This window comes from Halorubrum sp. SD612, assembly GCF_002135005.1.
The window spans coordinates 1-25,299 of the sequence record NZ_NEWI01000034.1; the positions used below are offsets into that span (position 1 = coordinate 1).

Annotated in this window: 25 protein-coding genes; 12 read left to right on the forward strand and 13 right to left on the reverse strand. The window is 70.0% G+C overall.

Annotated elements, in window-relative coordinates:
- Positions 1-1,417: CARDB domain-containing protein (locus B9G38_RS05815; protein WP_198945657.1), on the reverse strand; the 1,417-nt coding region annotated here is incomplete at its 3' end.
- A 227-nt stretch (positions 1,418-1,644) separates the two neighbouring features.
- Here B9G38_RS05815 and psmA point away from each other — a divergent pair.
- Positions 1,645-2,421, forward strand: coding sequence for an archaeal proteasome endopeptidase complex subunit alpha (psmA, locus tag B9G38_RS05820; protein WP_198945658.1), 777 nt, complete (start codon positions 1,645-1,647; stop codon positions 2,419-2,421).
- A 166-nt stretch (positions 2,422-2,587) separates the two neighbouring features.
- Positions 2,588-2,986 (forward strand): helix-turn-helix domain-containing protein, encoded by a 399-nt coding sequence (locus B9G38_RS05825; protein WP_049930620.1) that lies wholly within the window; start codon positions 2,588-2,590, stop codon positions 2,984-2,986.
- A gap of 82 nt (positions 2,987-3,068) precedes the next feature.
- Here B9G38_RS05825 and B9G38_RS05830 read toward each other — a convergent pair whose 3' ends face one another.
- From B9G38_RS05830 to B9G38_RS05840, 3 genes are all read right to left on the reverse strand, one after another.
- Positions 3,069-3,299, reverse strand: a complete 231-nt coding sequence (locus tag B9G38_RS05830; protein ID WP_233127164.1) for a hypothetical protein — start codon at positions 3,297-3,299, stop codon at positions 3,069-3,071.
- Between the two features lie 193 nt (positions 3,300-3,492).
- A complete protein-coding gene (locus B9G38_RS05835; RefSeq protein ID WP_049930616.1) occupies positions 3,493-3,876 on the reverse strand; it encodes a DsrE family protein in 384 nt (127 codons plus the stop codon).
- Between the two features lie 2 nt (positions 3,877-3,878).
- Positions 3,879-4,124: a sulfurtransferase TusA family protein gene (locus B9G38_RS05840; protein ID WP_004596950.1), complete on the reverse strand. Its 246-nt coding sequence runs from the start codon at positions 4,122-4,124 to the stop codon at positions 3,879-3,881.
- A gap of 233 nt (positions 4,125-4,357) precedes the next feature.
- On the opposite strand from B9G38_RS05840, the gene B9G38_RS05845 reads away from it, so the two are divergent.
- Both B9G38_RS05845 and B9G38_RS05850 read left to right on the forward strand, forming a co-directional pair.
- The gene (locus tag B9G38_RS05845; protein WP_086219781.1) at positions 4,358-5,203 is read left to right on the forward strand and encodes a universal stress protein; all 846 of its coding nucleotides are present in this window, start codon (positions 4,358-4,360) and stop codon (positions 5,201-5,203) included.
- A 43-nt stretch (positions 5,204-5,246) separates the two neighbouring features.
- The gene (locus B9G38_RS05850) at positions 5,247-6,167 is read left to right on the forward strand and encodes an acetamidase/formamidase family protein (protein ID WP_086219782.1); all 921 of its coding nucleotides are present in this window, start codon (positions 5,247-5,249) and stop codon (positions 6,165-6,167) included.
- Between the two features lie 96 nt (positions 6,168-6,263).
- Here the strand turns inward: B9G38_RS05850 and B9G38_RS05855 are convergent, their stop codons facing one another.
- Positions 6,264-8,192, reverse strand: coding sequence for an ATP-binding protein (locus B9G38_RS05855; protein ID WP_086219783.1), 1,929 nt, complete (start codon positions 8,190-8,192; stop codon positions 6,264-6,266).
- A 126-nt stretch (positions 8,193-8,318) separates the two neighbouring features.
- Here B9G38_RS05855 and B9G38_RS05860 point away from each other — a divergent pair, with 126 nt between their 5' ends.
- Positions 8,319-8,681 carry a DUF5518 domain-containing protein gene (locus tag B9G38_RS05860; protein WP_086219784.1) on the forward strand — a complete coding sequence of 121 codons (363 nt, stop codon included), beginning with the start codon at positions 8,319-8,321 and terminating at the stop codon, positions 8,679-8,681.
- Between the two features lie 417 nt (positions 8,682-9,098).
- On the opposite strand, the gene B9G38_RS05865 is transcribed toward B9G38_RS05860, so the two are convergent.
- Positions 9,099-10,790: a tryptophan--tRNA ligase gene (locus tag B9G38_RS05865; protein WP_086219785.1), complete on the reverse strand. Its 1,692-nt coding sequence runs from the start codon at positions 10,788-10,790 to the stop codon at positions 9,099-9,101.
- Positions 10,791-10,915: 125 nt separating this feature from the next.
- Positions 10,916-11,767: a TOBE domain-containing protein gene (locus B9G38_RS05870; protein ID WP_086219786.1), complete on the reverse strand. Its 852-nt coding sequence runs from the start codon at positions 11,765-11,767 to the stop codon at positions 10,916-10,918.
- A 116-nt stretch (positions 11,768-11,883) separates the two neighbouring features.
- Between B9G38_RS05870 and B9G38_RS05875 the strand changes: the two genes are divergently transcribed.
- Genes B9G38_RS05875 through B9G38_RS05885 form a run of 3 tightly spaced genes read left to right on the forward strand, consistent with a single transcriptional unit; the run spans position 11,884 to position 14,402 of the window.
- The gene (locus B9G38_RS05875; protein ID WP_086219787.1) at positions 11,884-12,855 is read left to right on the forward strand and encodes a substrate-binding domain-containing protein; all 972 of its coding nucleotides are present in this window, start codon (positions 11,884-11,886) and stop codon (positions 12,853-12,855) included.
- 2 nt (positions 12,856-12,857) lie between these two features.
- Complete coding sequence (locus B9G38_RS05880; RefSeq protein WP_086219788.1) at positions 12,858-13,604, forward strand: ABC transporter permease; 747 nt, start codon at positions 12,858-12,860, stop codon at positions 13,602-13,604.
- 45 nt (positions 13,605-13,649) lie between these two features.
- Positions 13,650-14,402, forward strand: a complete 753-nt coding sequence (locus B9G38_RS05885; RefSeq protein WP_049930600.1) for an amino acid ABC transporter ATP-binding protein — start codon at positions 13,650-13,652, stop codon at positions 14,400-14,402.
- A 402-nt stretch (positions 14,403-14,804) separates the two neighbouring features.
- Here the strand turns inward: B9G38_RS05885 and B9G38_RS05890 are convergent, their stop codons facing one another.
- Both B9G38_RS05890 and map read right to left on the reverse strand, forming a co-directional pair.
- A complete protein-coding gene (locus tag B9G38_RS05890; RefSeq protein WP_086215521.1) occupies positions 14,805-15,356 on the reverse strand; it encodes an HIT domain-containing protein in 552 nt (183 codons plus the stop codon).
- On the reverse strand, positions 15,356-16,264 hold the full coding sequence (map, locus tag B9G38_RS05895) for a type II methionyl aminopeptidase (RefSeq protein ID WP_086219789.1): 909 nt from the start codon (positions 16,262-16,264) through the stop codon (positions 15,356-15,358). Before map ends, B9G38_RS05890 begins: the two co-directional genes overlap by 1 nt.
- A gap of 286 nt (positions 16,265-16,550) precedes the next feature.
- Between map and B9G38_RS05900 the strand changes: the two genes are divergently transcribed.
- Complete coding sequence (locus tag B9G38_RS05900) at positions 16,551-16,862, forward strand: CGCGG family rSAM-modified RiPP protein (RefSeq protein WP_086219790.1); 312 nt, start codon at positions 16,551-16,553, stop codon at positions 16,860-16,862.
- Between the two features lie 24 nt (positions 16,863-16,886).
- On the opposite strand, the gene B9G38_RS05905 is transcribed toward B9G38_RS05900, so the two are convergent.
- A complete protein-coding gene (locus B9G38_RS05905) occupies positions 16,887-18,962 on the reverse strand; it encodes a histidine kinase N-terminal 7TM domain-containing protein (RefSeq protein WP_086219791.1) in 2,076 nt (691 codons plus the stop codon).
- A 74-nt stretch (positions 18,963-19,036) separates the two neighbouring features.
- Between B9G38_RS05905 and B9G38_RS05910 the strand changes: the two genes are divergently transcribed.
- Positions 19,037-19,504, forward strand: a complete 468-nt coding sequence (locus B9G38_RS05910) for a peroxiredoxin (protein WP_086219792.1) — start codon at positions 19,037-19,039, stop codon at positions 19,502-19,504.
- Between the two features lie 31 nt (positions 19,505-19,535).
- On the opposite strand, the gene B9G38_RS05915 is transcribed toward B9G38_RS05910, so the two are convergent.
- From B9G38_RS05915 to B9G38_RS05925, 3 genes are all read right to left on the reverse strand, one after another.
- Complete coding sequence (locus tag B9G38_RS05915; RefSeq protein WP_049930589.1) at positions 19,536-20,450, reverse strand: DMT family transporter; 915 nt, start codon at positions 20,448-20,450, stop codon at positions 19,536-19,538.
- A gap of 132 nt (positions 20,451-20,582) precedes the next feature.
- On the reverse strand, positions 20,583-21,629 hold the full coding sequence (gene idsA3 / locus B9G38_RS05920; RefSeq protein ID WP_049930588.1) for a geranylfarnesyl diphosphate synthase: 1,047 nt from the start codon (positions 21,627-21,629) through the stop codon (positions 20,583-20,585).
- The gene (locus tag B9G38_RS05925; protein ID WP_086219795.1) at positions 21,626-22,978 is read right to left on the reverse strand and encodes a ribonuclease J; all 1,353 of its coding nucleotides are present in this window, start codon (positions 22,976-22,978) and stop codon (positions 21,626-21,628) included. Before B9G38_RS05925 ends, idsA3 begins: the two co-directional genes overlap by 4 nt.
- Before the next feature lie 256 nt (positions 22,979-23,234).
- Here B9G38_RS05925 and B9G38_RS05930 point away from each other — a divergent pair, with 256 nt between their 5' ends.
- Together B9G38_RS05930 and B9G38_RS05935 are read left to right on the forward strand one after the other, a co-directional pair.
- A complete protein-coding gene (locus tag B9G38_RS05930; RefSeq protein WP_086215526.1) occupies positions 23,235-23,888 on the forward strand; it encodes a hypothetical protein in 654 nt (217 codons plus the stop codon).
- Positions 23,885-25,162, forward strand: a complete 1,278-nt coding sequence (locus B9G38_RS05935; RefSeq protein WP_086219793.1) for a hypothetical protein — start codon at positions 23,885-23,887, stop codon at positions 25,160-25,162. Before B9G38_RS05930 ends, B9G38_RS05935 begins: the two co-directional genes overlap by 4 nt.
- Positions 25,163-25,299 lie beyond the last annotated feature (137 nt).

The window sequence follows — 25,299 nt, forward strand, 5'->3', positions numbered from 1 at the left end:
CGGCGCAGCGAGCCGAACCTGGACGACGCGCCCGCGCCGAGCCCCCGTGACGGCACGCCGTTACGACGACGCTGCTCGCCCCGACGACGGCGTCGCGCGCGAGCCCGGACCCGACCACGCCGGCGGCGCCCATGCCGCCCGCGCCGCGGCGGCCGAGCGTCCCACCGGCACCGCTCTCGTCGTCGTCCGGCTCGGGCGCGGCCACCGTCAGGGTCTCGGTGTACCGGACGCCGCGCTCGGTGTAGGTGACCCGGATCGGGATCTCCTCGGCGACGGCGGCGTTCACCGCTGTCGGGAGGTCGAACCCGACGAAGTCGCTACCGCCGAGCGACCCGACGAAGTACTCCCCGCCCGACGGGGTCGGCTCGACGCCGGGCGCGTCGCCGACCGCGACGACCGCGCCCGTCATCTCGCCGCTCCCCGCGTTTCCGAGGTTGGCGTCGACGACGACCGCGCCGTCCTCCCCCTCGCGGACCGTCGCGTCGGTCACGGTCGGGGTCGCCTCGCGGACGGGGTACGTGACGGTCGACTCCGCGGCGCGGTCCGCGCCGCGGTCGTCGAACCGGTCCGTGTCGGCGCGGTAGGCCGCGGTGACCGTCACGTCCGAGCGCCGGTCGAGCGGGCCGAGATCGACGATCACCCGGCGCTCCTCGCCGGGAGCGACGTCCTCGACGACGAACGGGCCGACGTCGACCGTCTCCGCGCCGTCACCGTCGACGGCGGTCCCGACGGCGCGGAGGCTGATCCGGTCGGCGGCCGTCGTACCGGTGTTGACCACGGTCACCTCGACGGGCGAATCGACGGCCGGCGGCGACGCCTCGCCCTGACCGCCGTCGCCGGTATCGAGCCCGCCGCCCCCGCCGAAGACGCCCTGGATGCCGCCGATGCCGAGGTCGCCGGTGGCGCTCTCGCTCTCGTCGTCGCTCCGGAGGTCCTCGGGGTCGAGCGCGCGGGTGCGGAGGTCGAGCGCGACCTCGGTCGGGCGCACCTCGAACACGACGTCGCGGCTGACAGTCACGAACTCGCCGCTCGTCGACTGGTTCGCGACGACCTCGACGGTGAGCCGCTTCTCGCCCGGTTCCCTGAACGTCGTCCACAGCGTCGCGTCCAGCGAGTCGCCCGCCGAGAGCGCCCCGACGCCCGAGGCGCTGTCGAGCACGTCGCCGTCCGCGTCCCGGACGCGGACCGTCGTGAGGTTCGCCGCCGCGTCGCTGCCGCCGGAGTTCGAGACCGTGACGTTCAGCGTCGCGCGCTCGTCGACGGTCGGAGCGCCCGGAGACACGCCGACCTCGGTGAGGGTGATCCGCGCGTCCGGTACCGCCGCCGCGCCGCCGACCGCGAACCCGCCGCCGACGACGGACAGCACCGTTAACGCGGCCAGCAGCGCGGCTGTAGTTCGTGTGGGCGTCAATGTCACTATGGCTACGCGACCTGCGTGGTTATATCCGTCGGCGACGGAAGCTGACGGCTCCTACCGGCGCTTCGTCGGCGAACTCGACTCCGCCGCTAGGCGGCGAACGCGGCCGGCGGGGACCCGCGGTTTCGACGGCCACCGAGACGTACCGGTTACGGATGCTTTTTCAACGGGCCGACGTAAGTGAGGGTAATGACCGAACGCGACACCGCGCGAGCGGGTGATCGGCGATGATGGGCGGCAACGACCAGCAGGCGTACGACCGCGGCACGTCGCTGTTCTCGCCGGACGGCCGGATATATCAGGTCGAGTACGCCCGCGAGGCAGTCTCGCGCGGCGCGCCGAGCGTCGGCGTCCGGACGACCGACGGCGTCGTCTTCGTCGCGATGTCTCGCCCCTCCTCGTCGCTGATGGAGGCCGAGAGCATCGAGAAGCTCCACAAGCTCGACGACCACGTCGGCACCGCGAGCGCCGGCCACGTCGCCGACGCCCGGCAGCTGATCGACCTCGCGCGCCGCCAGTCGCAGGGGAACCGCCTCCGCTACGGCGAGCCCGTCGGCGTCGAGACGCTGACGAAGTTCATTACCGACCACATCCAAGAGAACACCCAGCGCGGTGGCACGCGCCCGTACGGTGCCGCCCTCCTCATCGGCGGCATCGACGACGGCGAGCCGCGCCTGTTCGCCGCCGACCCCTCGGGTACGCCCAACGAGTGGAAGGCGACCGTCATCGGCGGCGGCCGGCAGGACATTCAGGGACACCTCGAAGACGAGTGGAGCGACGATCTCTCGCTCGAGGACGGCATCGAACTCGCGGTCGCGGCCTTGGCCGCCCACGACGACGAGTTCGAGGCGTCCGACCTCGCGGTCGCGACCGTGACCGAGGCCGACGGCTTCCGGACGGCCCCGACCGACGAGGTCGAGGCCGCCGTCGAGGCCGCCGGGCTCGCGGCGGACGAGGAGGACGCAGAGGAGACGGACGACGACGCGTCCGACGGCGACGAGTAGCGACCGCGTGCGGGAGCCGGGACCGAACCGCTCCGCCGCGCCTCCTCGCGGCGGGAACGACCGGCGCGGGCAGCGCCGGGAGGAGCGGGAATCCGGGCTCGGAAGCGCGCGATTGTACGACACACACAACACTTTTTGCGGCGGAAACCGTCAGTTACCACGTAAAATGTCCGATTCGATGTCCGAACAGCTCCAACGAGACATGGAGTGCGAGGGGTTACTCGAGTGCTTCCACGGTCTGAAACAGTTGGACAAGGACTGCTACCGAGCGATGGTCTCGGCCGAAGAGGCGCTCACGATCGACGAGGTCGCCGAACGCGTCGACCGCGAGCGCTCGACCGCCTACCGCGCGGTCCAGCGCCTCCTGAACGCCGGCTTCATCCAGAAGGAACAGATCAACTACGACCACGGCGGCTACTACCACGTGTACAGCCCCACGGATCCGTCCCAGATCGCCGACGACATGCAGCGGATGCTCAACGACTGGTACGCGAAGATGGGCCAGCTCATCGGCGAGTTCGAGGAGAAGTACGACGAACCCGAGCGCGCCGCCGTCGAGAGCTGAGCGGAGCACCGAGACCCCTCACGAGGCGGACTCGACGCGAGGGCGGTGGGCGTCGCATGGTTTCGCGCGCTACTTTCGGTCGCTATTCCGCGTAGATGAGGGTCCGCCGGCACTCGGGGCACACGTACGGGACCGGCGTGAGAATCTCGTCGGCGCTGAGGCCGCTGAGAAACCCGTCGCTCGACCCCTCAGAGACCACGGAGAGCGTCCCGAGAGCGTCGGTTCCCTGTAGCTCCATCTCCTCTAGCGGCTCCTCGCAGTCCGGACAGATCTTTTCAGAGGGTATGTGTGTGATTTTTCCAGTACTCTCCAAAATAGTTGTGATCCGTACGCTCCCGATTGAGGATAGACCCGTTCTCACGTCGAGTCGGACACGTCTCGCGGTGGCAAGCTTCGGACGGCGCGGGAGTTTCGGACGGTGGGAGAGTTGTTTCGGACGGCGATACGTCTCAGGGGCACACGTACAGCGGCGGGAAAGGTGGAGCGGACCGACGCGACGCCGGCGCTCAGAACGTGAACACGTGGTCGGCCTCCTCGGCGGCCTCGAGGAAGGTGACCGCGCCGGCGAACTGCGTCGTCAGGTCGTCGTCGATGGCCTCCTGCTCCCACTGGAGCATGTCCAGCGTGGTCGTACACGCGACCGAGGTGACCGCCTCCCCGCCGTCGGCGATCAGCTGGTCGAGCATGTCGTAGGGGTTCGGCATCCCCTCGTCGAGCAGCGGCTGGACCGACGAGAGGTCTTTCTCGCCCTCCAGCAGGTGCGTCAGTCCGTCGAAGGTGAAGTAAAGGAACACGTCGGTGTCCATCGTCAGCGCGACGTGGCCGAGGTTGGTCGCCATCGCGAGGCTCTTCGGGTCGTCGCTGGAGACGATGATGCCGATCTCGTCCATGCTCATTCTTCCTTGCGGACGTAGTGCGTGTACACGTCGTCGCCCTCCTCCTGTTCAAGGAGCGTGACGCCGTCGGTGCCCGTCGCCCACCCGTCGATGTCGCTCACGCTTCCGGGATCGGTCGCGACGACCTCCAGCACCTCACCGGGGGCGAGGTCGTCGATCGCGCCCTTCGTCTTCACGATAGGCATCGGGCAGCTCAGTCCTTTCACGTCCAGCGTCTCCGCGATATCGAGTTCGGTGCTCATGGGTTGGTATTTTGTTCGCAAAAAACAATACTACACACATATGTTTTAATCTTGCGTATCTGCCTCAATACAGTCCCGTCCGAGGGACCCGGACGCCTGAGGCGGGTTGCTCCCCCGGCAGCGACCGGCCCCGAACCGGAGTGTGCCGTCACCGACCGACCGCTGTGCCGTCTTCGAAGACACTTGTATTGTACAACAAAAACAATATTACTCATCAGCACGAACAGTCGCGTATGAGGATCGTATTCGCGACAGACCTCTCGGACGCGAACGAGGCGGCGATCGAGTCTCGGACCTGTCTGGAGTGTCTCGACAACATCGGTGTCAGCGAGGTTCACCTGTTGACGGTCGTCCCGGACAACGTCTCCAGCGGGCTGCCGGGGATGGACGCCGCCAGCGACGCCCGAGAGGCGCTCGCGCCGCAGCGGAGCGTGTTCGAGCGCGCGGGGTTCGACGTGGAGACGCACGTCGCCCGCGGGACGCCGCATCGACGGATCAACGGCTTGGCCGAGCGGCTCGACGCGGACATGATCGTCGTCGGGTCGCGCGGACAGGCGCCGCTCCAGAATCGGCTCATCGGCGGCACCGTGCGCAACGTCGCGCGGACGGCCGTCAGGCCGCTGCTCGTCGAGCGGATCGAGGAGACGCCGGACGGACACGCGGTCAAGAAGGAACACCTGTTCCAGGACGTGCTGTACGCCACCGACTTCTCCGAGAACGCGGCGCGCGCCTACGACTACTTCCCGGCGCTGACGGGCGCGACCGAGCGGGCGTACCTGCTCCACGTGGGCGGCGGAGACGCGGAGTCGACGGCGACCGCCGAGGAGCGGCTGGACAAACTTGCGAGTGACCTCGGCGACCGGACCGGGTTCCACGTCGAGACCAACGTCAGGTCCGGCAACCCCGTCGACGAGATCACGGCCGAAGAGGAGCGCGTGGGCGCGACGACGACGCTCATCGGCGCGCGCGGGACGAGCCGACTCCGGCGGCTCCTCCTCGGGAGCACCGCGGAGTCGATCGTCGCGCGCGGGACGAACAACGTCCTGCTCGTCCCGCCCGAGGCGGCGGCGCCGCGCTGACGCCGGCCGGGCTTTTTGTTACCGGGGCGCCCAGGTGGACGTAATGACGCGAGAGACAGTCTCACACCGCGACGGCCACGTCTACGAGTTCGGTCCGGAGATGGACCCCGTCTACGAGGCCGCCGACGGCGAGTCGCTGACGGTCGAGACGATCGACAGTCTGAACGGCGAGATTCAGCGCGACGACGACCTCCTCGACGCGATCCCGGAAGAGGTCAACGCCGCGACGGGACCGATCGCGGTAGCCGGCGCGAGCCCCGGCGACGTCCTCGCGGTGGAGATCGAGGCCGTGCGCGTCGCCGAAGATCGCGGCCGTGTGCTCACCGCACCCGGGTTCGGACTGCTTCAGGACGACCCCGAGATCGACCACCCCGCGACGCGGATCACCGAGGTCGACACCGACGAGTCGGAGGCCGGGGCGGTCGAGTTGGAGGGGATCGACGTACCGATCGAACCCGTGATCGGAACGATCGGGGTCGCCACCGGCGGCGGGACGGTCTCGACGCTCACGCCCGACGACCACGGCGGTAACCTCGACACGACCGACGTGACCGGGGGGACGACCGTCTACTTCCCGGTGTTTCAGGAGGGCGCCATGTTGGCGCTGGGCGACGCGAAAGCGGCGATGGCGGACGGGGAGATGTGCGGGACCGGCGCGGAGATCGCGGTCGAGGTCGACGCGACGCTCTCCGTGGTCAAGGACCCGGCCGTGCCGCTCGACCGTCCGCTCCTCGACACCGGCGACGCGGTGAAGACGCTCGCGAGCGCCGAGACGCTGGAGGGGGCGGTCGAGCTGGCGAACGCCGACATGCTCGACCTGCTGGCGCACCACCACGGCTTCTCGCGCACCGAAGCGTATCTCTTCTCCAGCCTCGTCGGGGGCTTGGAGATCAGTCAGGTGGTCGACCCGCAGGTGACGGCACGGAACGCGGTGCCGAGCGAGTACCTCTCGGTCCCGTTCTGACTGGACTACCGAGCGGAGAGTTACCTCGAGAGCCGGCCGCGGGGTTCGCCGACCGCAGCGCTCCGGTCTCAGCGCTCCGGCCCCGGCACTCCGGCCTCAGCGCTCCGATCGCTCGGCGAACCGACGCGCGGCGTCGCTCAGGCCGGCGTCGGTCGGCGCCGAAGGCTCCTCGTCCCCGTCGGCCGCGTCGGTGTCCGTGTTCTCCTCGGCCTCGTCGTCTCCGGCGGGCGCCCGGTCACCGACCTCGGCCGGAGCGGCGTCCGGCGGGTAGTCCAGTTCGGCGGACGGGACGAAGACGCGCTCGACGGCGCGAACGATCTCGTCGACCTGCGCCTCGTCGAGGCGGTCGGCGTACGCCTCCCGGACGAGGTCCGGGACCGCGTAGGCGTAGCTGCCCCGACCGGCGTGGCGGATGAGTCCCGCCCGCCGGATCGGGCGGTGACGGCTGTACGCGTGGCCGGAGTCGCCGTCGCCCCCGGCGTCGATGTGGGCCGCGACGGGGTCGCTCGCGCCCTCGCGCCGATAGTGGCGGAGCATCCCGCGCGAGAGCTCCGGGAGGGACTCGATCCGCGAGCGGAGCTCATCGATGACCGCTTCGCGGGTACCGAGCTCGATCGCCTCGTCGAACCGGAGCGCGCTCTCGGCCACGTCGTCGCGGGTGACCGGGTCGACGTCGTCCGGGGGGTTCGGTTCGTCCGCAGAATCGGCGGCCGTCGCGTCGACATCCGCGGCGTCAGCGGTCGCGGCGTCACCGGTCGCGGCGTCGGCGTCGACCTCGGCGCCGCCGTCGGCGGCCGATGGGCCCGGTCCGGGCGCGGCGTCGGTCTCCGCTTCCGCGTCCGCGTCGCTCTCCTCGGTCGCGGCGACCGCCTCGTCGTACGACTTGAGGACGGACTGGCCCTCGTCGCCGTCGTCCGTCCCTCCGAGTCGCTCGTCGCCGGCCGGAGGTCGACCGCCGCCCCGGTACGGGGCCTCCGCCTTACCGAGGAGCGCCTGCGCGAACTGGTCGGCCATGTCGCTCAGGTCGCGGGCCTCCTCCAGCTCGCGTTCGAGGTCGGCGATCCGCCGGTCCTTCTTTTGTAACTCCTGCTTGAGGTCGGCGATCTCGGACTCGCGGCGCTCCTTCTCGTCGGAGATCGACTGGAGCTCGCCGACGAGGTCGCTGGAGACGGACTTCAGTTCGGGGCGCTCGAAGTCGTCGAGCCCGGGGGTCGCGCCCGCGTCGAACGTCTCCTTACGGTGGAACTGGATCCGGCGGATCGACTCGTCCCAGTCGGTCATCAGGAACGCCTCGCCGTCGCCGAGGTCCTCGACCGCGCTGGCGTACTTGGAGCCGAGGATGCGCCCGACCACCTTCGTGTCGTTGTCCCAGGTGAGCCGGTGCCAGCAGAGCCAGTCGCACTGGGTGATGAAGTCCTTCTTGACGTCGGCCGGGCGCTGGCTGATGCCGACGATGCCGAGCCCGTGCTTCCGGCCGCGCTTCCCCACCTTGATCAGCATCTTCCCCGTCTCGTCCATGCCGCCGCCCTCGGGGATGTACTCGTGGCACTCCTCGATGACGAGCAGGAAGGGCTTCTTCATGCGCTTCTCCTTCGCGAACAGCTGCTTGACGACCTCCAAGAGGAGCTCGTTGGCCGTGTCCTCTTCGAGGTAGCCGGAGACGTCCAAGATGATCGGGACGTTCTGCTCTAAGGCGAGGGTCGCGAGCTTCTCGGCGTGCTCGGGGGAGACGACGATGTCGCACTCGTCGTCGGCGCCGGCGTGAAGAATTTCATATTCTTCCTTTAAACCGTAATATTCACCGTCTGTGTCCACGATCATGACAGGAAATCCGTTAGATAGCAGATTTTCTATCACGACACTTGCGGTGTTGCTCTTCCCGGACCCGCTCTTCCCCGTGATGAAGGACCGGCCGGTGAGCACGTCGACGACCGGGAGTTCGACCGGCGAGCCGGGTTCCGCCGTCGCGTCGCCGCCGATCCCCTCGCTGACGTCCGCGACGTGGATCGCCTCCTCCTCGCTCATACCCGTGAGAGGTGGCGCCCGCCTCATAAACTATCGGCTCGCTCGCCGTCCGGTCGTGCCGAGCGCGGGCCGGCCCGGCCGCCGCGCTTCGCAAAACGTATGCCGCCGCCGGGAGTTCGACCGCGCATGGACACAGAGAACACCCTCCTCAACGCGGTCGTCGGCGCTATCGCGTCGACGGTGCTCACGTTTACCGGCATCTCACCGCTCCTCGGCGGCGCGGTGGCCGGGTATTTAAATGGAGACGACGGCCTCCGGGTCGGCGCGCTCTCCGGCGCGATCGCCGCGATCCCGATCGTCGGACTGCTGTTGCTCGTGCTGGTTTTCCTCCCGTTCTTGGGGTTCTTCGGGTTCCCGCTCGAAGTCGGCCTCGCGGCCGGCGGAGTCGTCTTCGTCGCCGCCCTCATCGTGTTGGGCGGCGTCGCCTACTCCGTGGTTCTGAGCGCGCTCGGCGGACTGCTGGGCGTGTACGTGAAGAACGAGCTGTAAGGCGGTCGCTGTTAGTTATAGAAATCGATTGCGGATCGGCGGCGAACGCCTCCAAAGCCCCAGTCGCTCGGTTATAAACAGCTACCCGTGAATTGGCGGCGAACGCCTCCAAAGCCCCAGTCGCGAGGACTCGCGCGGCTCGCTGTGCTCCTCACTCGGTCGCTCACTCCGTTCTCCCTCATTGCGGTGCTTACGTCGCCGTGCTTCGTCCTCGCGACTGCCCCGTTGAGTCCCGCCCAGCACAGCACCTCACGCCTCCCCAGCCTCGTCGCTGGCACCCTCCGCTTCGCTCCGGGAGCCAGCGACTCCCTCGCGCGTGCTGCTCGGCCGCGAGGCGGCCTCGCAGGCACGCGCCACCGCACCGTTCGTTTATAAAACAGCTCGTGAGAGTTGCCCTGCGACCTCAATAGAGACGCCTCAGTGCTCGCCGCCGGTGCCGCGTCGGTCGGAGTCGAGGTCGATGTCGAGGTCGTCGAGGAGTTCCTCGGCCTCCGCGCGCTTCTCCTGGTGGTCCTCGAGGAACTCGCGCATGAGCTCCGCGGCCTGCTCCTTACAGCCGCCGCAGAGGCGCTCGCCGTTGACGCACTCGGAGTACACCTCCTTGGTGAGTTCGTCGTCGTCGCCCGCGAGCAGGTAGGCGTACAGCTCGTAGACCGGGCACTCGTCGGCCTCGCCGCCCAGCTCGCGCTGCTCCTCGGCGGTGTCGCGGCCCCCGGTCGTCGCCGCCTTCACCTTGTCGTAGCCGTCCTCGGGGTCGTCGAGCAGCGAGATGTGGCTCGCCGGGATCGACGAAGACATCTTGCCGCCGGTGAGCCCGGTCATGAAGCGGTGGTAGATCGAGGAGGGCTGCCGGAAGCCGAACCCGTCGTGGTCGATCTCGACCTCGCGCGCGATGGACTCGGCATCGTCGCGGGTCAGGTCGAACGCGTCGACGTGGCCCTCGAACACGCGTTTTTCCCCTTCCACGGCCTCGATCAGCGCCTCGAACGCCTCGTCGGTGGCGTTGCGGTCGAAGAACCGCACGCGGGGGCGGAGCGGCTCCTTCCCACCGGCGCGGAGCTTGTCGAGTGCGCTCGCCTTCGCGGCCGCGAGGTCGACGCTCTCGCGGTCGCTCTTCGGCGGCTCGTAGTCAGCGAGCCACTCGGCGGCGTCCTCGCAGCGCACGTCGGTCTCGGCGGCGTCGTCCGCGTCTCCGGCGGCGTCGTTCTCTTCGTCGCGGGCCGCGAGCGCGTCGTAGGCGGCTCGCACGAGCCGGCGCTCGTCGTCGTCGAGCTCGAAGGAGGCGAACGCCTCTGTCACCTTGAAGTAGCGCACGCGGGTCGCGAGGTCGCGGGTGAGCCGGACGTGCGGGTCCTGATCGGGACCGACCGGGATCACCGTGGGCTTCGGCTCGTCGACGAGCTGCGGGTAGAGGATGTCCGCGGTCTGGGTGATCACGCTCTGCATGTGCGAGATGTTCGTCTCCCCGTCGAAGCCGTAGATCGCCTCGAACTCCGAGAAGTTCGCCTTCGAGCCGAGCTCGAAGCCGAGGTCCTGGACCTCGCGGTTGTCGGACTGGCGGTAGATCTCGCCGTCCTCGACGTCGAAGCCGAGCGCGAGGAGGCTCAGGAGGTAGTTCCGCGCGTGCTCGTCGATCTCGTCCCACGACATCCCGCGCGCGGAATGCGCTTCGAGGTCGGCGATGAGCCCGAACGCGTCGCCGCCCATCTCTTGGTGCCAGATGATCTCGTCGAACACGAGCTTGTGACCGATGTGCGGGTCCCCCGTGGGCATGAACCCGGAGAGCGCCGCGAACGGCTCGTCGTTCGCCATCGCCTCCGCGACCGCGTCGTACTCACGGTGCCCGAAGATGACGCCGCGGCGCATCAGGTAGTGCGGGTCCGGCACGTCGTCGTCGACCTCGTCGAACGCCTCGATGCCGAACTCCGCGAAGAGGTCCGCGTAGTCCCCGACCGACGCCGACCCCCACGGGTCGAGCGCGACATCCTCGGTCGGCTCGTCCGCGTCGGTCCCGCCGTCGGTCCGGGGGGGCGTCGACGGCCCGCGGTCGGCGTCGGGCTCGCGCCCGTCACCGCCCGGCGTCGTCCCTTCGGGGGTGTCCTCGTCCATACCACCTCTCCCGTCGGTCGACGCAAAAACCGTTCGCTTGCGCGGGAGCGCTTGGCACGGCCCGCCTGTCCGGAACGCCGGTCCGCCCCCCGGTTCACAACGCTGGTCTACTCCGGTCGGCCGGGTCACTCGACCTGCGCAACGAGTCGCGTCGCGGTCGCCTTCCACCGGAGCGACACCGGGTCGCCGGGCGCGAGGCCGAGCCGGTCGATGCTCTCGGCGGTGATCAGCGCCGCGACCTCGACGGCGGCGTCGTCTGTCCCTCCCCGGTCGACCGGTTCGACGACGATCCGAACCGTCGACACCGTCTCGCCCGAGTCGATGCGCGAGACGCGGCCGGCCAGGCGGTTCCGAGCGCTCGTCGCGTCCGGGTCGACCGCGTTGGCCGCGTCGTTGACGGTGACCGCGTCCGCGCCGATCCGGACTTGAACCGCGTCGCCGACGGCGACCGCGCCGCCGTCGGCCCCGTCGTCTGCGTCTCTGCCGTCGGCCCCGTCGTCTGCGTCTCTGCCGTCGGCCCCGTCGTCTGCGTCTTCGTCGTCCACGGTGCCGCCGTGGAGTCCGGAGAGCTCTCCGACCGGCGTGTCGACGACGGCGAGTTCGCCGTCGACGGCGGCCACGGTCCCGTCGAGGACCGTCTCGGGCACCGACGCGGTCGCCGCGAGGACGGCCTGAAGGCGGTCGTAGCGGTCGAGGAGGTCCCGAGCCGACGCGGCGAGCCGGCTCCCGCCGCCGCCCTCGCCGCCCCGACGGCGCTCGACGAGCGTGCCGTAAGCGTCCTCCAGCGTCTCGATCCGGGTGAGAGCGCGGGCGCGGGAGCGGCCGAGCTCCGAGGCCGCGCCCGCGACCGATCCCGCTGCGTCGACCGCGCGCAACAGGGCCGCGTCGCGGCCGTCGAACTCGACGCCGTCCTCGATCAGCGCGGCCCGTCCGCGCCCCGCGGCCGGGGCGGGACCGGAGTCGGTCGGCTCTCCCATGCTCGGGGGATGCGTCCGGGACGTGTTGGGGGTTTCGACGCGCCCTCGGGCCGCTCCGGGCCGACGTTCCCCACCGTGACGCAACTTATATGTCGTGTCGCCCCGCCGTTGTATCTATGCTGATACAACGACGGAAGTTCGTGGCCGCGGTCGGCGCCGGAGCGATCGTGGGTACGGCCGGCTGTTCGTCGACGAACGACGGCGGCAGCGGCGACGGGACCGGGGGCAACGGCACCGACGGCGGAAACAGCGCTGAGAGCGTCGGCGTCGCCGGCGAGACGCTGACGCTCACGACGACGACGAGCACCTACGACACGAGGCTCCTCGACGCGATCCACCCGGACTTCGAGGAGATGTACGGCGTCACGGTCGACGCCGTCGCGCAGGGGACGGGCGCCGCGCTGGAGACCGCGCGCAACGGCGACTCGGACATCGTGATGGTCCACGCCCGCGGCCTCGAAGACGAGTTCATGCGCAACGGGTACGGGATCAACCGCCGCGACCTGATGTTCAACGACTTCGTGATCGTCGGCCCCGAGAGCGACCCGGCGGGAATCGGGGGGACGGGCTCAGCGACCGAGGCGCTGACGACCATCGCGGAGGCGGAGGCGACGTTCGTCTCTCGCGGCGACAACTCCGGGACCCACACGAAGGAGCTGAACCTCTGGGACGCGGCGGGCACGGATCCCGGCGGAGACTGGTATCAGGAGACCGGCACCGGGATGGGCGAGGCGCTGAACATCGCAAACCAGCAGGGCGCGTACACGCTCTCGGACCGCGGAACCTACATCTCGCAGCGCTCGGAGATCGATCTGACGATCCTCGTTCAGGGGCCGATCGAGGGCGGGCCGGAGATCCTCGCGAACCCGTACGGCGTCATGGCGGTCAACCCCGGCGTCCACGAGAACGCCAACTACGACCTCGCGATGGCGTACATCGGCTGGATCACCAGTCCCGGCGTCCAGGAGGCCATCGCAGAGTACCAAGTGAACGGCGAACAGCTGTTCTTCCTCGAGGCGGTCTCGGAGGACCCCGACTTCCAACAGTACGTTCCGGAAGGCTGGAGTAGCGACGACTCGGACGCGTAAGCGTGCCGCTCGAACCGGTCGCACAGCTGGCCCCCGCCCTCCTCGACTCGGGCGCGAGCCCCGCGGCGTCCCTGCTCGGCGCCTCGTTCAGGGAGGGGTACGTCGGGAGTATCGTCGCGGTCTCGCTGTACGTGAGCCTCACCGCCGTGGCGCTGAGCACGCTCGTCAGCGTGCCGGCGGCCGTCGCGATCGGCCTCGCGGAGTTCCCGGGGAAGGGGTTCGTGAAGTCAGTCGTCAACACCGGGATGGGGTTCCCGAGCGTGGTGGTCGGGCTGGTAGTGCTGTTCGCGGTCTCCAACCAGGGGCCGCTGGGGTCGCTAGAGCTCATCTTCACCCGCGAGGCGATGATCATGTCGCAGTTCGTCCTCGCGACGCCGCCGATCACGGCGATCAGCCTCGCGGCCGTGAGCGGCGTCGACGACGGCGTCCGGGACGCCGCTCGCGTCCTCGGCGGGACGCGGATCGACGTGGCGCTGGTCGTGATCAAGGAGGCCAAGTACGGGATCGCGACCGCGGTGCTGGCCGGGTTCGGTCGCGCGGTGAGCGAGGTCGGCTCCGTGCTGATCGTCGGCGGGAACATCACGAGCGCCGACAGCATCTCGAAGACGCGCACGCTCACCACCGCGATCCAGCTCGAAGCGCGGCAGGGGCGGTACGAGACCGCCATGGTGCTCGGCGCGGTGCTGGTCGCGCTCGTGTTGGCCGTCAACGCGATCGTGGTCCGCTTCGGCGATCGGGGGGTGGCCTGATGCGGCGGGAGGTGTCCGGCTGATGCGGCGGGGGGTGTCCGGCTGATGCTCCGCGCGACGGGCGTGTCGCGGTCGTACGGCGACGAGAGGGTGTTCCGCGACCTCACGATCGACGTCGACGCGGGCGAGGTCGTCGCCGTCATCGGTCCCTCCGGCGTCGGCAAGACCACGCTGCTGCGGACGCTCGCGCTGTCGCTGGAGCCGGACGAGGGGACGGTGACGCTCGACGGGACCGACGCGTGGGCGGTCGACGAGTCGGCGCGGCTCGCGCTGCGCCGCCGCGTCGGGATGGTGTTCCAAGAGGCGAGCCTCTTCGGGGGATCGGTCGCCCGAAACGTCGAGTACGGGCTCCGGGTCCGCCGCTCGTGGAGCGAGCGGATCGCCTCGCTCTTCCGGCTGTCCGGCGCCGCCGACGCGGTCCACGAGTCGCTGGAGGTCGTCGGACTCGCAGACAAGACGGACCAGCCCGCCGACTCGCTCTCCGGCGGCGAGGCCCAGCGGGTGTCGTTCGCCCGCGCCCTGGCGTACGACCCCGACGCCCTCTTGCTCGACGAACCAACCTCCGACCTCGACCCACGGAACACGGCCGTCATCGAGGAGGCGATCGGTGAGGCGAAAGCGCGGGGGATCGGCGTGGTCGTGGCGACCCACGACATGCATCAGGCCGAGCGGGTCGCGGACCGCGTCGCGGTGCTGCTCGACGACGGGATCACGGAGATCGGTCCGACCGAGGAGATCTTCGACGACCCCGCCGACGAGCGCACCCGGAAGTTCATCTCGGGCGAACTGGTGTACTAATTTGCGTCGAGGGGAGGCGGGAGATCGGTCGAATACAGCGATCCGGTTCGGGTGATCGACGACGCTGCGGTGAATACCTCCAAAGCCCCGGTCGCGAGGAGACGGTACGCCCGTTGTGCTCCTCGCTCGCTCCGCTCGCTGTGGTGCTTACATCGCCTCCCGCCTTCTCGCGACTGCCCCGTTGAGTCCCACCCCGCACAGCGACCGCACCTCACGGCTCCCCAGCCTCGTCGCTGGCACCCGTCGCTTCGCTCCGGGAGCCAGCGACTCCGGCGAGAATCGAAGATTCTCCGGCAGCCGGCGTTTCGCGCCGGCGACCTCGCGCGGGCGATTCGCGCCATACGGGCGCTCATCGGCACGCGCCGCCACGCCGTTTGTTTATGAGTGATCGACACCGCCGAGTTAGACGCCGAAGTCAAGTTCGACCGCCTCGCCCGCCTCGGCGTCTCCCGGATCGACGACCGCGTCGTCGGCCGCGAAGCCCGCGTGGAGGTGGTCGTAGGTGCGGTCTATCGCCTCCACGATCACCTTCGTGGCGCCGGTGACGGGCATGAAGTTCGTGTCGCCGCTCCAGCGCGGGACGACGTGGGTGTGGAGGTGGTCGATCGACCCCCCCGCGGCGTCGCCGCCGAGGTTCTGGCCCGTGTTGACGCCGTCGGGGTTCACGTCGCGGCGCAGCGCGGCGAGCGTCGCCGCCTTCAGCTTCGCGTGATCGAGGAGTGTCGCGTCGTCGAGGCCGGTCGGATCCTCGACGTGTGCGTCCGGGATCACCATCGCGTGACCGGGGTTGTACGGCGCGTTGTTCAGGAGGACGTAGTTGCGCTCGCTGCGGGCGACGACGCGCGCCTCGCGGGCGTCCTCGCGCTCGGGCAGGACGCAGAACGGGCAGCCGTCGATCGGGTCGGCGTCGCGCTCGACCCATTCGATCCGCCACGGCGCGAAGATCCGGTCCATCAGTCGTCGAAGCCGTGGATGCCCGCGGTCGTCACCTCGACGCCGTCCTCGGTGACGAGCAGCGTGTGCTCCGCCTGACTCACGAGGGCGTCGTCGTCCTCCTTCAAGACGGGGTACCCCTTGATCGCGTTCGCCTGCTTCAGGCGACGAAGCGCCATCCCCGCCCGGTCCGTCTCCAGCCAGCGCGCCGCGAACGGGAGGTCGTCGAACGCCTCGATCTCTTCGAGCGCCTGCCGCGCCCGCCGGTCGCGCACGCTCGCGGAGCCCTGCTGCTCGAAGATCTGTTCGTCGGTCCCCTCGCCAACCTTTCCGCGGCCGTCGGTGGCGAACGGCTCGATGGCGACCGCCTGCCCCGGCTCCAGCTCGACCGACCGGTCGGCGCCGCGGTTCGGTACCGTGGGCCCGGTGTGGGCGTCGTAGCGCTGGACGCCGTGCCCGGAGAGGTTGAGGACGGGCGTGTAGCCGTAGCCGCGGATCACGTCCTCGATCGCCTGCCCGACGACGCCGACCTCGACGCCCGGCCCGGCCTCGTCGAGCGCGGCCTCCAGCGCCATCTCGGCGGCCTCGACGAGTTCGGGCGTCCCGCTGTGGTCGACCGTCACCGCGGCGTCGGCGATGTAGCCGTCGACGTGGACGCCGACATCGAGACACACCATCTCCTCGCCGAACTCGGTCTCGTCGTCCCGACCCGGCGTCGCGTGCGACGCCTCGGGGTCGACGCTGATGTTGACCGGGAACGCGAGGCCGGCCCCCTGCTCGCGGACGAAGTCCTCCGTCCACTCGGCGACTTCGAGGTGGGTCCGGCCCGGCTCGACCATCTCGCGGGCCTCGTTCATCGCCTCGACCAGCACCGCGCCGGCCTCGCGGTAGCTTTCGACCGCGTCCTCGTCCAGAGGTCCGTGACTCATGGCTCCGGCTTCGGCGAGGGCGCGCAAAGAGGTTGCGGAGGGCGGTCGACTACGCCCCGTTCGTGACCTCGACGTACCACGCGTCGCCGGTCGGGGTCGTCATCTATCTCGCGAGCGTCCAAGGGCTCGTCCGCGTCGCCGAACGGGTCGCGACTGATGAGTCTGTCGTCGGGTCCCGCGGGAGTATCTCCTGTCCCCAAGACGTTCGCGCGCCGGTCGTCGGTCGACGCTCCGCGCAAACATGTTCGCTCGAAGACGTATGGGAACTGAGGGCGTCGGATCAGACATGTCGAGTACACCCTCAGGCCACGATCACGACGCGGACCCGGTGACCGACCACGTCCACGAGAATTCGTGGTCCGCGAACCTCGAAGGCCCCGAACACGCGGACGACCGGGATCTGCTCGTCCGACACGCGATCGAAGCGGTCGAGCACACGGTCGCGGGCAACCACGTCAACCTCGTCACCCACGGCGACCACGGCCACCCGGAGACGTACCTCGTCGACGCGCTCGAATCGGAGCTCGGCGGCGACCTCGACTGGGAGTACATCGAGCAGTGCGGCTGCGGGGGTCACGTCGTCCGCGTCCGCGTCTGAGCCGACACCGGAAGGTCGGCGGATCTACTCGCACTCTTCGGCCGCTCGCGGGAGCCACATCCGGACTACCGTGCCGGTCGGCTCACGGGTGTCGATCTCGAGGTCGCCGCCGGACTCCGTGACGATCCAGTGGACGAGCCAGAGGCCGAGCCCGCTCGCGTGTTCGAGCGCCGTCTCCCGCGCCTCCGAGAACACCGTCCGCTCGACCGGCGGGATGCCGGGGCCGTCGTCGGCCACGTCGAGCCGGAACCGGTCGCCGTCGGCGACGACCGTCGCCTCGACGTGCGGATCATCGTCGTCGTTGTGGACGACAGCGTTCTCCAGCACGTTCCGGACCGCGGACTCCAGCAGTTCGTCCGCGGCGACGACGGCGGAGTCGGGCACCGTCACCGTCACCGTCGCCCGCGGGAACGACGAGCCCAGCGACTCGCAGAGGCGGTCGACGAGTTCGGCGAGGTCGATCTCGGTCTTGTCGGCGTCGCTGTGCAGCGCGACATCGATCTCGCGCGCCTGGTCGCTGAGGTGCGTCAGCGTCTGTACCTTCCGGTCGATGACGTCGAGGTACGGGTCGCCCTCCTCGTCGACGTGGTCGCGGAGCAGGTCGGCGTACCCGCCGATGACGTTGGTGTCGTTCTTCAGGTCGTGGCGCAGCACGCGGTTCAGAACCTGGAGCCGCTGTTCGTACCGCCGAGCCTCCGTCACGTCGGTTGCGGTGATGACGACCTCGCGCGCGTCCTCGAACAGCCGCTCGATCACCGTCTCGAACCGGCGCCAACTGCCGTCGCCCCGGGCGATCCGGTGCGTGATCGACTGGGGTTCGGCGCCCTCGAAGGCGCGCTCGAACGCCTGCTGCGCCTCGCGTCGGTCCTCCGGGTGGACCAGGTCGATCACAGGACGCCCCTCGATCGCCGCGGGAGCGTGACCGAGCAGGCGCTCAATCGAGGGGCTCACGTACCTGATCAGGCCGTCCTCGCCGCAGACCGCGATCACGTTCGGCGACTTCTCGATGAGGGCGCGGTAGCGCCGCTGGAGCGTTTCCCGCTCGGTGACGTCGCGGAACAGCAGGACCGTCCCGCCGCGGGTCGTCCCCGGGCCGGTGATGTCGTGGACGTCAACCGTCAGGAACCGCGGCGCGGCGTCGTCGCCGCCGACGGTCACGCGGAACTCGTCGTCGGACGACGCTTCTCCCTCGTCGGACCCCGCCTCCGTCACCGCGTCGACGACCGGCGGGGCGTCGGCGAACGCCTCGTCGGCGCGGGCGCCGAGTTCGGCGTCGGGAAACAGCGCCTGAGCCGGGTCGTTGCGGTCGATCACCCGCCCGTCGGCGTCGCAGACGACCACGCCGTCGGAGAGGTTCGCGAACACCGCGTCGCGGGCGATTGGCGACACGTCGAGCAGCCGGTACCGGAACACGACCCACGCCAGCAGCGCCGAGGTCCCGCTGAAGGCGATCGGCGTGAAGTCGACCACGCCGTCCGCCGGACCGACGAGCCCGAAGATGCCGGCCGCGCCGAGCGCCGGCGGCGCGACGCCGGCGGCGAAGAGGAGGGCGGCCTGCCGGCGGAACACGCCGTCACGGGCGACCGCGGCGTAGCCGAGCACGCCGAAGGAGAACAGGTTGACCACGTAAGTGTACCCGACGAATCCGAGCAGGGCGGGCGTCGGCGCGTAGCCGAGGAGGCGGTACCCGCCGGCGTCGACGAGCGAGGGGTCGGCGTAGAACAGCGGGTCGGCGCCGACCGTCAGGACGGCAACGGCGGTCGCGGCCGGGACGACCCAAAAGAGCGCGAACCGGCGGCGACCGAGCCACTCGGTCCGGTCGACGTACGAGAGGACGAAGGCGGGCCACGCGACCGCCAGCCCCGCGGACCCGAGCCAGACGAGGCGGTTGAAAAGCAGCGTGGGACCGAGCGCGGTCGCCGACAGCTGCGCCGCGTACGCCAGCGACCAGACGCCGGCGCTGCCGGCGACGCCGACGAAACTCCACAGGAGCGCCCGGCCGCCGCGAGAACGGTTCGCGGCCGCGTACGCGGCGAATCCGAACGACGCGACGGCCGCGACGAGCAGCGGAACCGTGTACGGCGTCGGTTGCCACGCCATCGATACCGGTAGGATGCGAGTAGTCGGTAAAAAGGGACCGAATCCTCTAACCAGTTCGAGCGGCGTCGATCCGTATGCTCGAACCCGGCGACGACGCGCCCGCGATCACGCTCACCGACCACCGCGGCGAGACGGCCACCGTCGACCCGACCGCGGCCGGCCACACGGTGGTGTACTTCTACCCGCGCGCCGACACCCCCGGCTGTACCGCCGAGGCGTGCGGCTTCCGCGACGAGTGGGACGCGTTCGAGGACGCCGACATCGCCGTCGTCGGGATCAGCGACGACCCGGTCGAGGACCTCGAACCCTTCGCCGAGGAGTACGACCTACCCTTCACGCTCCTCTCGGACCCGGACGGCGCGGTGTCGAGCGCGTACGACTCCTACGGCGAGAAGTCGATGTTCGGGAACACCTTCGACGGCGTGTTCCGGAACACGTACGTCATCGACGACGAGGGAACCGTCGTCTTGGCGTACGAGGGGGTCTCCCCCGAGGACCACGCCGTCGAGATACTCGACGACATCCGCGTGCTCGACGGCTGATCGGGGCGGTCGACGCCGTCGAGGGCGACCGCTATCCCGACGGGCTGATCCCGGCGACCGCGTCGGCGATCTCGCGGCGCTTCAGCAGGCCGAAGCCGAGGACGATGACCGCGAAGCCGGCGACGGTGAACGCCGTTACCGGCTCGGCGAGCAGCAGGGCGCCCGCGACGGTGGCGACGACCGGCACGACGTACGAGACGAGGTTGATCTCGAAGGGGCCGAGCCGGTCGAGCAGCGTGAAGTAGATGGTGTACGCCACCGCCGACGAGCAGAGCCCGAGGAACGCCAGCGCGAGGAGCGCGCGCGGCGCCGCGGCGGGGAGGCGCTGGCTCTCGCCGATCCCGAGGCTCAGTGCGTGGATGGCCAGCGCGCCGAACCCCATCGCCCACCCGGTGAGCGCGACGCTGGAGAACGACGTCTCGACGGTCCGGAGCCCGACGCTGCCGACCGCGACGGCGACGACGCCGATCGCGATCAGCCCGACGCCGACCGCGACGCCCCCGCCGAGGCTCGCGGGGTCCGGCTGTGCGACGAGGCCGACGCCGAGGAACGCGAGGACGACCCCGACCGCGCCGCGCGCGTCGAGGTCCGCCCCGCCGATCCACAGGGCGGCGACCGCCGCGGTCGCGATGGGGACGAGGCTGTAGGTGATCGAGGCGATACCGCTCGTGGTGTACTGCTGGCCGACGAACAGCAGCGCGTTGTTCGCGGCCACGGAGAGTCCGCCGCTGAACCCGATCGCGGCGAGGTCGCCGCGCGTCCGCGGAAACGGACCGTCCTGCGTGACGAACACGTACGACAGCAGCGCCAGCGCGGCCACGTCGAACCGGTAGGCGGCGTACAACACCGGCGGATAGTAGTCGAGGCCGACCTCGATGGCGACGAACGATCCGCCCCACAGCAGGGCGAGGGTGAAGAACAGGAGGGCGTCTCGGTACCGTGACACGGTCGACCGAACGCGGGCCGCGGATAAAGCGGTGTCCGTCGCGGCCCGGACCGCCGGTGCCGGCTCGTCCGGCCGTGACGCCGTGTCTGGAAGTTCCGACCCGTCCGGCGGGTCAGTCGCGCCGCGGCCCGCTCAGTAGCCGCGGACGATGAGGTAGTCCGCGAGGTCTTCGAGCAGGCTCCGAGAGCCGCTCTCGGGGAGCACTCCGAGGTGGTCCTTCGACCGCGCGGTGAGGTCCTCGGCGGTCTCGCGGGCGTACTCGATCGAGCCGACCTCTTCGAGGGCCGCGACCGCGTCGTCGATGGCCGCCTCGGTCACCGCCGCGGGCGTGTCGGCGTCGACGAGCCCGTCGACGTCGACTCCCTGTTGTCGGGCGTGGAGCGTGATGAGCGTCTCCTTCCCCTCCACGAGGTCGGAGCCGCGCTGCTTCCCGAGCTCCTCCGAGGGGACGGTGAGGTCGAGCACGTCGTCTTGGATCTGGAACGCGCGCCCGGAGTCGATCCCGTACTGATACAGGGCGTCGACGACCGCCTCGTCGGCGCCGAGTAGGAGGGCGGGCGTCGCGGCCGAGGCGCCGTACAGCACCGCGGTCTTCAGCTCGACCATATCCAAGTACTCGTCGGGGAGGATGTCGTCGCGGCTCTCGAAGGCGACGTCGAGGGCCTGCCCCTCGCAGATCTCGGTACAGGTCGACGCAAGCATCCGCATCGCTTCGAGCCCGTGTTGCGGGTCCGCGCCCGTCTCGGTCATGAACTCGAACGCCTTCGAGTAGAGGGTGTCGCCCGCGAGGATCGCCGTCGAGACGTCGTACGCCTCGTGGACTGCCGGGACGCCCCGCCGGAGGTCGTCCTCGTCCATGATGTCGTCGTGGATCAGCGTGAACGACTGGATCACCTCGATGGCGACCGCGGCCCGCATCACGTCGACCTCGTCGCCGTCGAGCGACGGGAACGCGCGGAAGTCGGCGCCCATCGGCTCGGTGCCGGTGACCGCCTCAGCGGCCAGGGTCGTCACCGTCGGGCGGAGCCGCTTGCCGCCGGCCTCGAGGATGTATCGGGTGGCCTCGTACAGTCGCTCAGGCTCCTGGACCGGCAGCTCCTCGTCGATAGCGGCGTTGACGAGTTCACGCCGCTCGCGGATGGCGTCGAGCACCCGCGCCTCCTTCGTCTCGCTCGTCATTCGACGAGCTGGATCGTGGACCCGTTCTGCGTGACGTGGACGTCGCGTCCGAGCTTGTACCCCTGCGTCTTCGCGAGGTCGACGTACGGCGAGCGACCCTTGAGCGTCTGGTGGCCGGGGATGGGATGCTGCGGCTGGAGCGCCTGTAGCATCTCGTAGTGGCCCTCCTCGCGGAGGTGGCCGGAGACGTGGATATCGTCGTAGAGGCGGGCGCCCTGCATCCGGAGCAGCTGTTCGGACTGGTAGCGCTGCCCCTCGTTGGTGGGTTCCGGGATGACGCTCGCGCTGAAGACGACCTTGTCGCCGTCGTCGATCTCGTAGGGGGTCTCGCCGCGGCCCATGCGGGTGAGCATCGCGCGCGGCTCGCCCTGGTGGCCCGTCACGATGGGGAGGAAGTTGCCCTTCCCCTCCTTCATGATCCGCTTGAACGCGCGGTCGACCGACTTCCGGTGACCGTACATGCCGACGTCGCCCTGGAAGTCGACGAAGTCGAGCCGCTCGGCCGTACCGGAGTACTTCTCCATCGAGCGCCCGAGCAGGACCGGCTGGCGGCCGATCTCGCGGGCGTACTCGACGAGGGTCTTCACGCGGGCGATGTGCGAGGAGAACGTGGTGGCGATGATGCCGCCCGTGTAGTCCTCCATCGATTTCAGCGTGTCCTCGACGTGTTTCTTCGCGTACGACTCGGAGGGGGTCCGGCCTTTGCTCCCGGCGTTCGTACAGTCCTCGATGTACGCGAGGACGCCCTCGTCCTGCCGGCCGATCTCGCGGAACCGGTCCATGTCGACCGGGTCGCCGATGACGGGGTCGTGGTCCAGGCGCTTGTCGAGGCCGTAGACCACCGCGCCCTCGGGCGTGTGGAGGACCGGGTTGATCGCGTCGATGATCGAGTGGGTGACGTTGACGAACTCTAGTTCGACCTGCTCGGAGTCGCCGATCGCCATCGACGCGCCGGGCTTCATCTTCACGAGGTCGTTGTCCACCTGGAACTTGCCCTCGTCTTCGATCTGCTGGCGCACCAGTTCGATCGTGTACGGCGCGGAGACGATCGGCGCGTCGTAGCGGTGGGCGAGCTTCGGGATCCCCGCGATGTGGTCGAGGTGCCCGTGGGTGGGGACGATCGCCTTGACGTCGCCTTCGAGTTCGCTCATCACCCGATCGTCCGGGATGGCGCCCATGTCGATCAGGTCGAGGCTGTGCATGCTCTCGGTCTCCACGTTGTCGTGGATGAGGACCTTACTGAGGTTCAGGCCCATGTCGAAGATGACGATGTCCTCGCCCGCCCGGACCGCCGTCATCTGTCGACCGACCTCTTCGTAACCGCCGAGTGTCGCAATTTCGATTTCCATGGTGTTGTCGTGTTTGACGCCGTGGTCGGCGCCGGTCACTGAAACCCCGCAAGGAGCCGTCGGCGCTACGTCCTACCGCGCGTCGTTGAAGGCCCCGCTACGGCCGAGTCACCGCGACTCACCGTGTCCCGCGGGAGTGTGGTACATCGGCGTACTCCCGCGCACGTTAAAAACTCCCGGGTTCGGCCCCGCGGCGGGGGTTCGCGCCCGAACTGGCCCCACAAAGGGTTTCACGCTCTCGATCGAATCCCCGGCGATGGCAGACGTACCCCGCCGCCGAGCCCTCCTCGCGGCCGCGTCAGGGATCGCCGCGCTGGCCGGCTGCGCCGGTAGCGACTCCGCGTCGAACAGCTACCCCGTCCGGGGCGATCAACCGATAGACGGGTACGAACTCGAACGAGCGCGCGACGAGAGCGGCGAGCCGATCCTCACCGGCGGTGAAGAGACGCCGTCGAGCGAAACCGACGAGCGCGGGCGACGGCGGCCTCGCGCCCGGCGCGTATTGGTCTCTGGCGACGGCCTCGACGCACTCGACTTCGCCGAGACCGCGGCCGCCGACCGCCTGCGGTCGTTCCTCGACGGGACGGACTTCGAGTCGGCGTCGGCCTACCTTCTCTCGATGCCGGTGACGGCCTGTCGCGATGTCCGGCTCCGGTCTGTCGCCGTCGAGCCGTCGGAGCTCGCCGACGGCGACCTCCACCCCCGAGCCGACTTCTGCCGGGCGTACCGTCCGGCCGACGTCGAGTGCGATCCGGAGGCCGTCCACACCGTCGGCTTCGCGATCCGACTCCCCGTGGCGGCGGAGCGGTCGAGCGGGAGCGGAATGGGGATGCGTGGCTCCTGTCGACAGGGAGATCCGCCTGCCGTGTTCAACTCCTCGGCACCCGGCGCGGGAGGTGATGGCGAGTGAGCCGCGAGTCGACGGGTCGCGGGTCCGGTTCGCACGGCGGCTCAAGCTCTCGCCGCCGGTTCCTCGCAGGGGTCGGAGCGGCGGTCGGGACGGCTGCGGTCGCCGGCTGCTCCGGACTCCCGTTCGGCGGCGGCGAGGAGCGCCGCGGCTCGTCCGTATCGCTCCCGTCCGGCGCCGTGGGGACCGTCGACTGGCCGGCGTCGCCGTTTCCGGCGGCCGTACCGGAGTCGCTCGCGGACGCCCACGAGGCGCGGACCCGGAGCCTACTCGACGACGTGCCGGCCGAGCCGGGGATAGCCAACGCTGCGGTGGCGACGGAGATCGGTTCCGACCGCGAGCGGGCGCTGGAGCGGGCGGACGCCGGAGTGACAGCCGAGTGGCCGGTGGACGTCCTCTCGGCGTGGCGGCGTCGTCGGGAGGACGCCGCGGCGGTGCGCGGCGCGTACCGCGCGGCCACCGGCGTCGACGACGGCGCGGACCTGGCCGCTCGGCGGAGCGCGGTCCGGGAGGCTCGGGGCGCGCTCGCCGCCGAGGTGGAGTACCGAGCCGAGTCGCCGGTCGCGGCGGCGCTGGCGTACGAGCCGGTCGAATCGCTGCTCGCGGAGTGCGAGCGGCACGTCCGGCCGGAGCTGACGTACCCCGCCGACCCGGTCGCCGAGCCGTTCCGAGCCGGCGAGGCGACGGCTCGGGTCGAGCGCGCGCGGGCGACCGCGGACGACGCCGAGAGCCTCCGGAACGCGTACCTCGACGGGCGCGACGGACCGGTCCCGCGGTGGGCGTCGCTGGTCGCGGCCGCCGACGAGCTGCGGGGCTCCGTGGGTCGGACACGCTCGACCGTCCGGGAGCGCGCCGGCGGCGACGACCCGCTCGGCGGCGAGGACCTGAGCGGGACGGTCGCACAGGAGCTTGTGGCCACGGGCGAGCTCCGGACCGACTCGGCCGTCGAGGACGTCGAGCGGGCGGTCGACGCCGGCGACTGCGCCACGGCCGTCGTCGAGTCCGGCGTTGCGCTGGCCGAGCTCGACGCGTTTCGGGCGGCCGTCGGCGGGATCCGCGACGGCGAACACCGGGAGGCGCCCTCGGAGTCGTCCGTGCGGTCGGCCGCGGAGCGGGCGCGGACGGCGGTCGGCGAGGCCGTCGCCGGCGACGATCCGCTGGCGACGCGGCTCGTCCGCCCCGGGCTGGACGGCTTCGAGTACGTCGCCGACCGCGTCGAGGAGGGGTACAGCTCGGCCCGGCGGACGCAGGCGACCCTTGATACGGTCGTGCGTTAATTTCTACCGCCCTCAAGGGCAGAGATAGTTCCAGATGATCGGTTCCGTGATCGTCGGCAGTCCTCGTTGAATCTGCCGTTTCAGCGTCGAAAGATCTGGTATGAGGCGGTGCTTGAACCATTCATTGAGACGATCCC

Excerpts from the sequence above, each read along its gene's own strand:
- psmA (WP_198945658.1), top strand. The coding sequence starts at position 1,645 with ATGATGGGCGGCAACGACCAGCAGGCGTACGACCGCGGCACGTCGCTG.
- B9G38_RS05825 (WP_049930620.1), top strand. The coding sequence starts at position 2,588 with ATGTCCGATTCGATGTCCGAACAGCTCCAACGAGACATGGAGTGCGAG.
- B9G38_RS05835 (WP_049930616.1), bottom strand. The coding sequence starts at position 3,876 with ATGGACGAGATCGGCATCATCGTCTCCAGCGACGACCCGAAGAGCCTC.
- B9G38_RS05840 (WP_004596950.1), bottom strand. The coding sequence starts at position 4,124 with ATGAGCACCGAACTCGATATCGCGGAGACGCTGGACGTGAAAGGACTG.
- B9G38_RS05845 (WP_086219781.1), top strand. The coding sequence starts at position 4,358 with ATGAGGATCGTATTCGCGACAGACCTCTCGGACGCGAACGAGGCGGCG.
- B9G38_RS05850 (WP_086219782.1), top strand. The coding sequence starts at position 5,247 with ATGACGCGAGAGACAGTCTCACACCGCGACGGCCACGTCTACGAGTTC.
- B9G38_RS05855 (WP_086219783.1), bottom strand. The coding sequence starts at position 8,192 with ATGAGCGAGGAGGAGGCGATCCACGTCGCGGACGTCAGCGAGGGGATC.
- B9G38_RS05860 (WP_086219784.1), top strand. The coding sequence starts at position 8,319 with ATGGACACAGAGAACACCCTCCTCAACGCGGTCGTCGGCGCTATCGCG.
- B9G38_RS05865 (WP_086219785.1), bottom strand. The coding sequence starts at position 10,790 with ATGGACGAGGACACCCCCGAAGGGACGACGCCGGGCGGTGACGGGCGC.
- B9G38_RS05870 (WP_086219786.1), bottom strand. The coding sequence starts at position 11,767 with ATGGGAGAGCCGACCGACTCCGGTCCCGCCCCGGCCGCGGGGCGCGGA.
- B9G38_RS05875 (WP_086219787.1), top strand. The coding sequence starts at position 11,884 with ATGCTGATACAACGACGGAAGTTCGTGGCCGCGGTCGGCGCCGGAGCG.
- B9G38_RS05885 (WP_049930600.1), top strand. The coding sequence starts at position 13,650 with ATGCTCCGCGCGACGGGCGTGTCGCGGTCGTACGGCGACGAGAGGGTG.
- B9G38_RS05890 (WP_086215521.1), bottom strand. The coding sequence starts at position 15,356 with ATGGACCGGATCTTCGCGCCGTGGCGGATCGAATGGGTCGAGCGCGAC.
- map (WP_086219789.1), bottom strand. The coding sequence starts at position 16,264 with ATGAGTCACGGACCTCTGGACGAGGACGCGGTCGAAAGCTACCGCGAG.
- B9G38_RS05900 (WP_086219790.1), top strand. The coding sequence starts at position 16,551 with ATGTCGAGTACACCCTCAGGCCACGATCACGACGCGGACCCGGTGACC.
- B9G38_RS05905 (WP_086219791.1), bottom strand. The coding sequence starts at position 18,962 with ATGGCGTGGCAACCGACGCCGTACACGGTTCCGCTGCTCGTCGCGGCC.
- B9G38_RS05910 (WP_086219792.1), top strand. The coding sequence starts at position 19,037 with ATGCTCGAACCCGGCGACGACGCGCCCGCGATCACGCTCACCGACCAC.
- idsA3 (WP_049930588.1), bottom strand. The coding sequence starts at position 21,629 with ATGACGAGCGAGACGAAGGAGGCGCGGGTGCTCGACGCCATCCGCGAG.
- B9G38_RS05925 (WP_086219795.1), bottom strand. The coding sequence starts at position 22,978 with ATGGAAATCGAAATTGCGACACTCGGCGGTTACGAAGAGGTCGGTCGA.
- B9G38_RS05930 (WP_086215526.1), top strand. The coding sequence starts at position 23,235 with ATGGCAGACGTACCCCGCCGCCGAGCCCTCCTCGCGGCCGCGTCAGGG.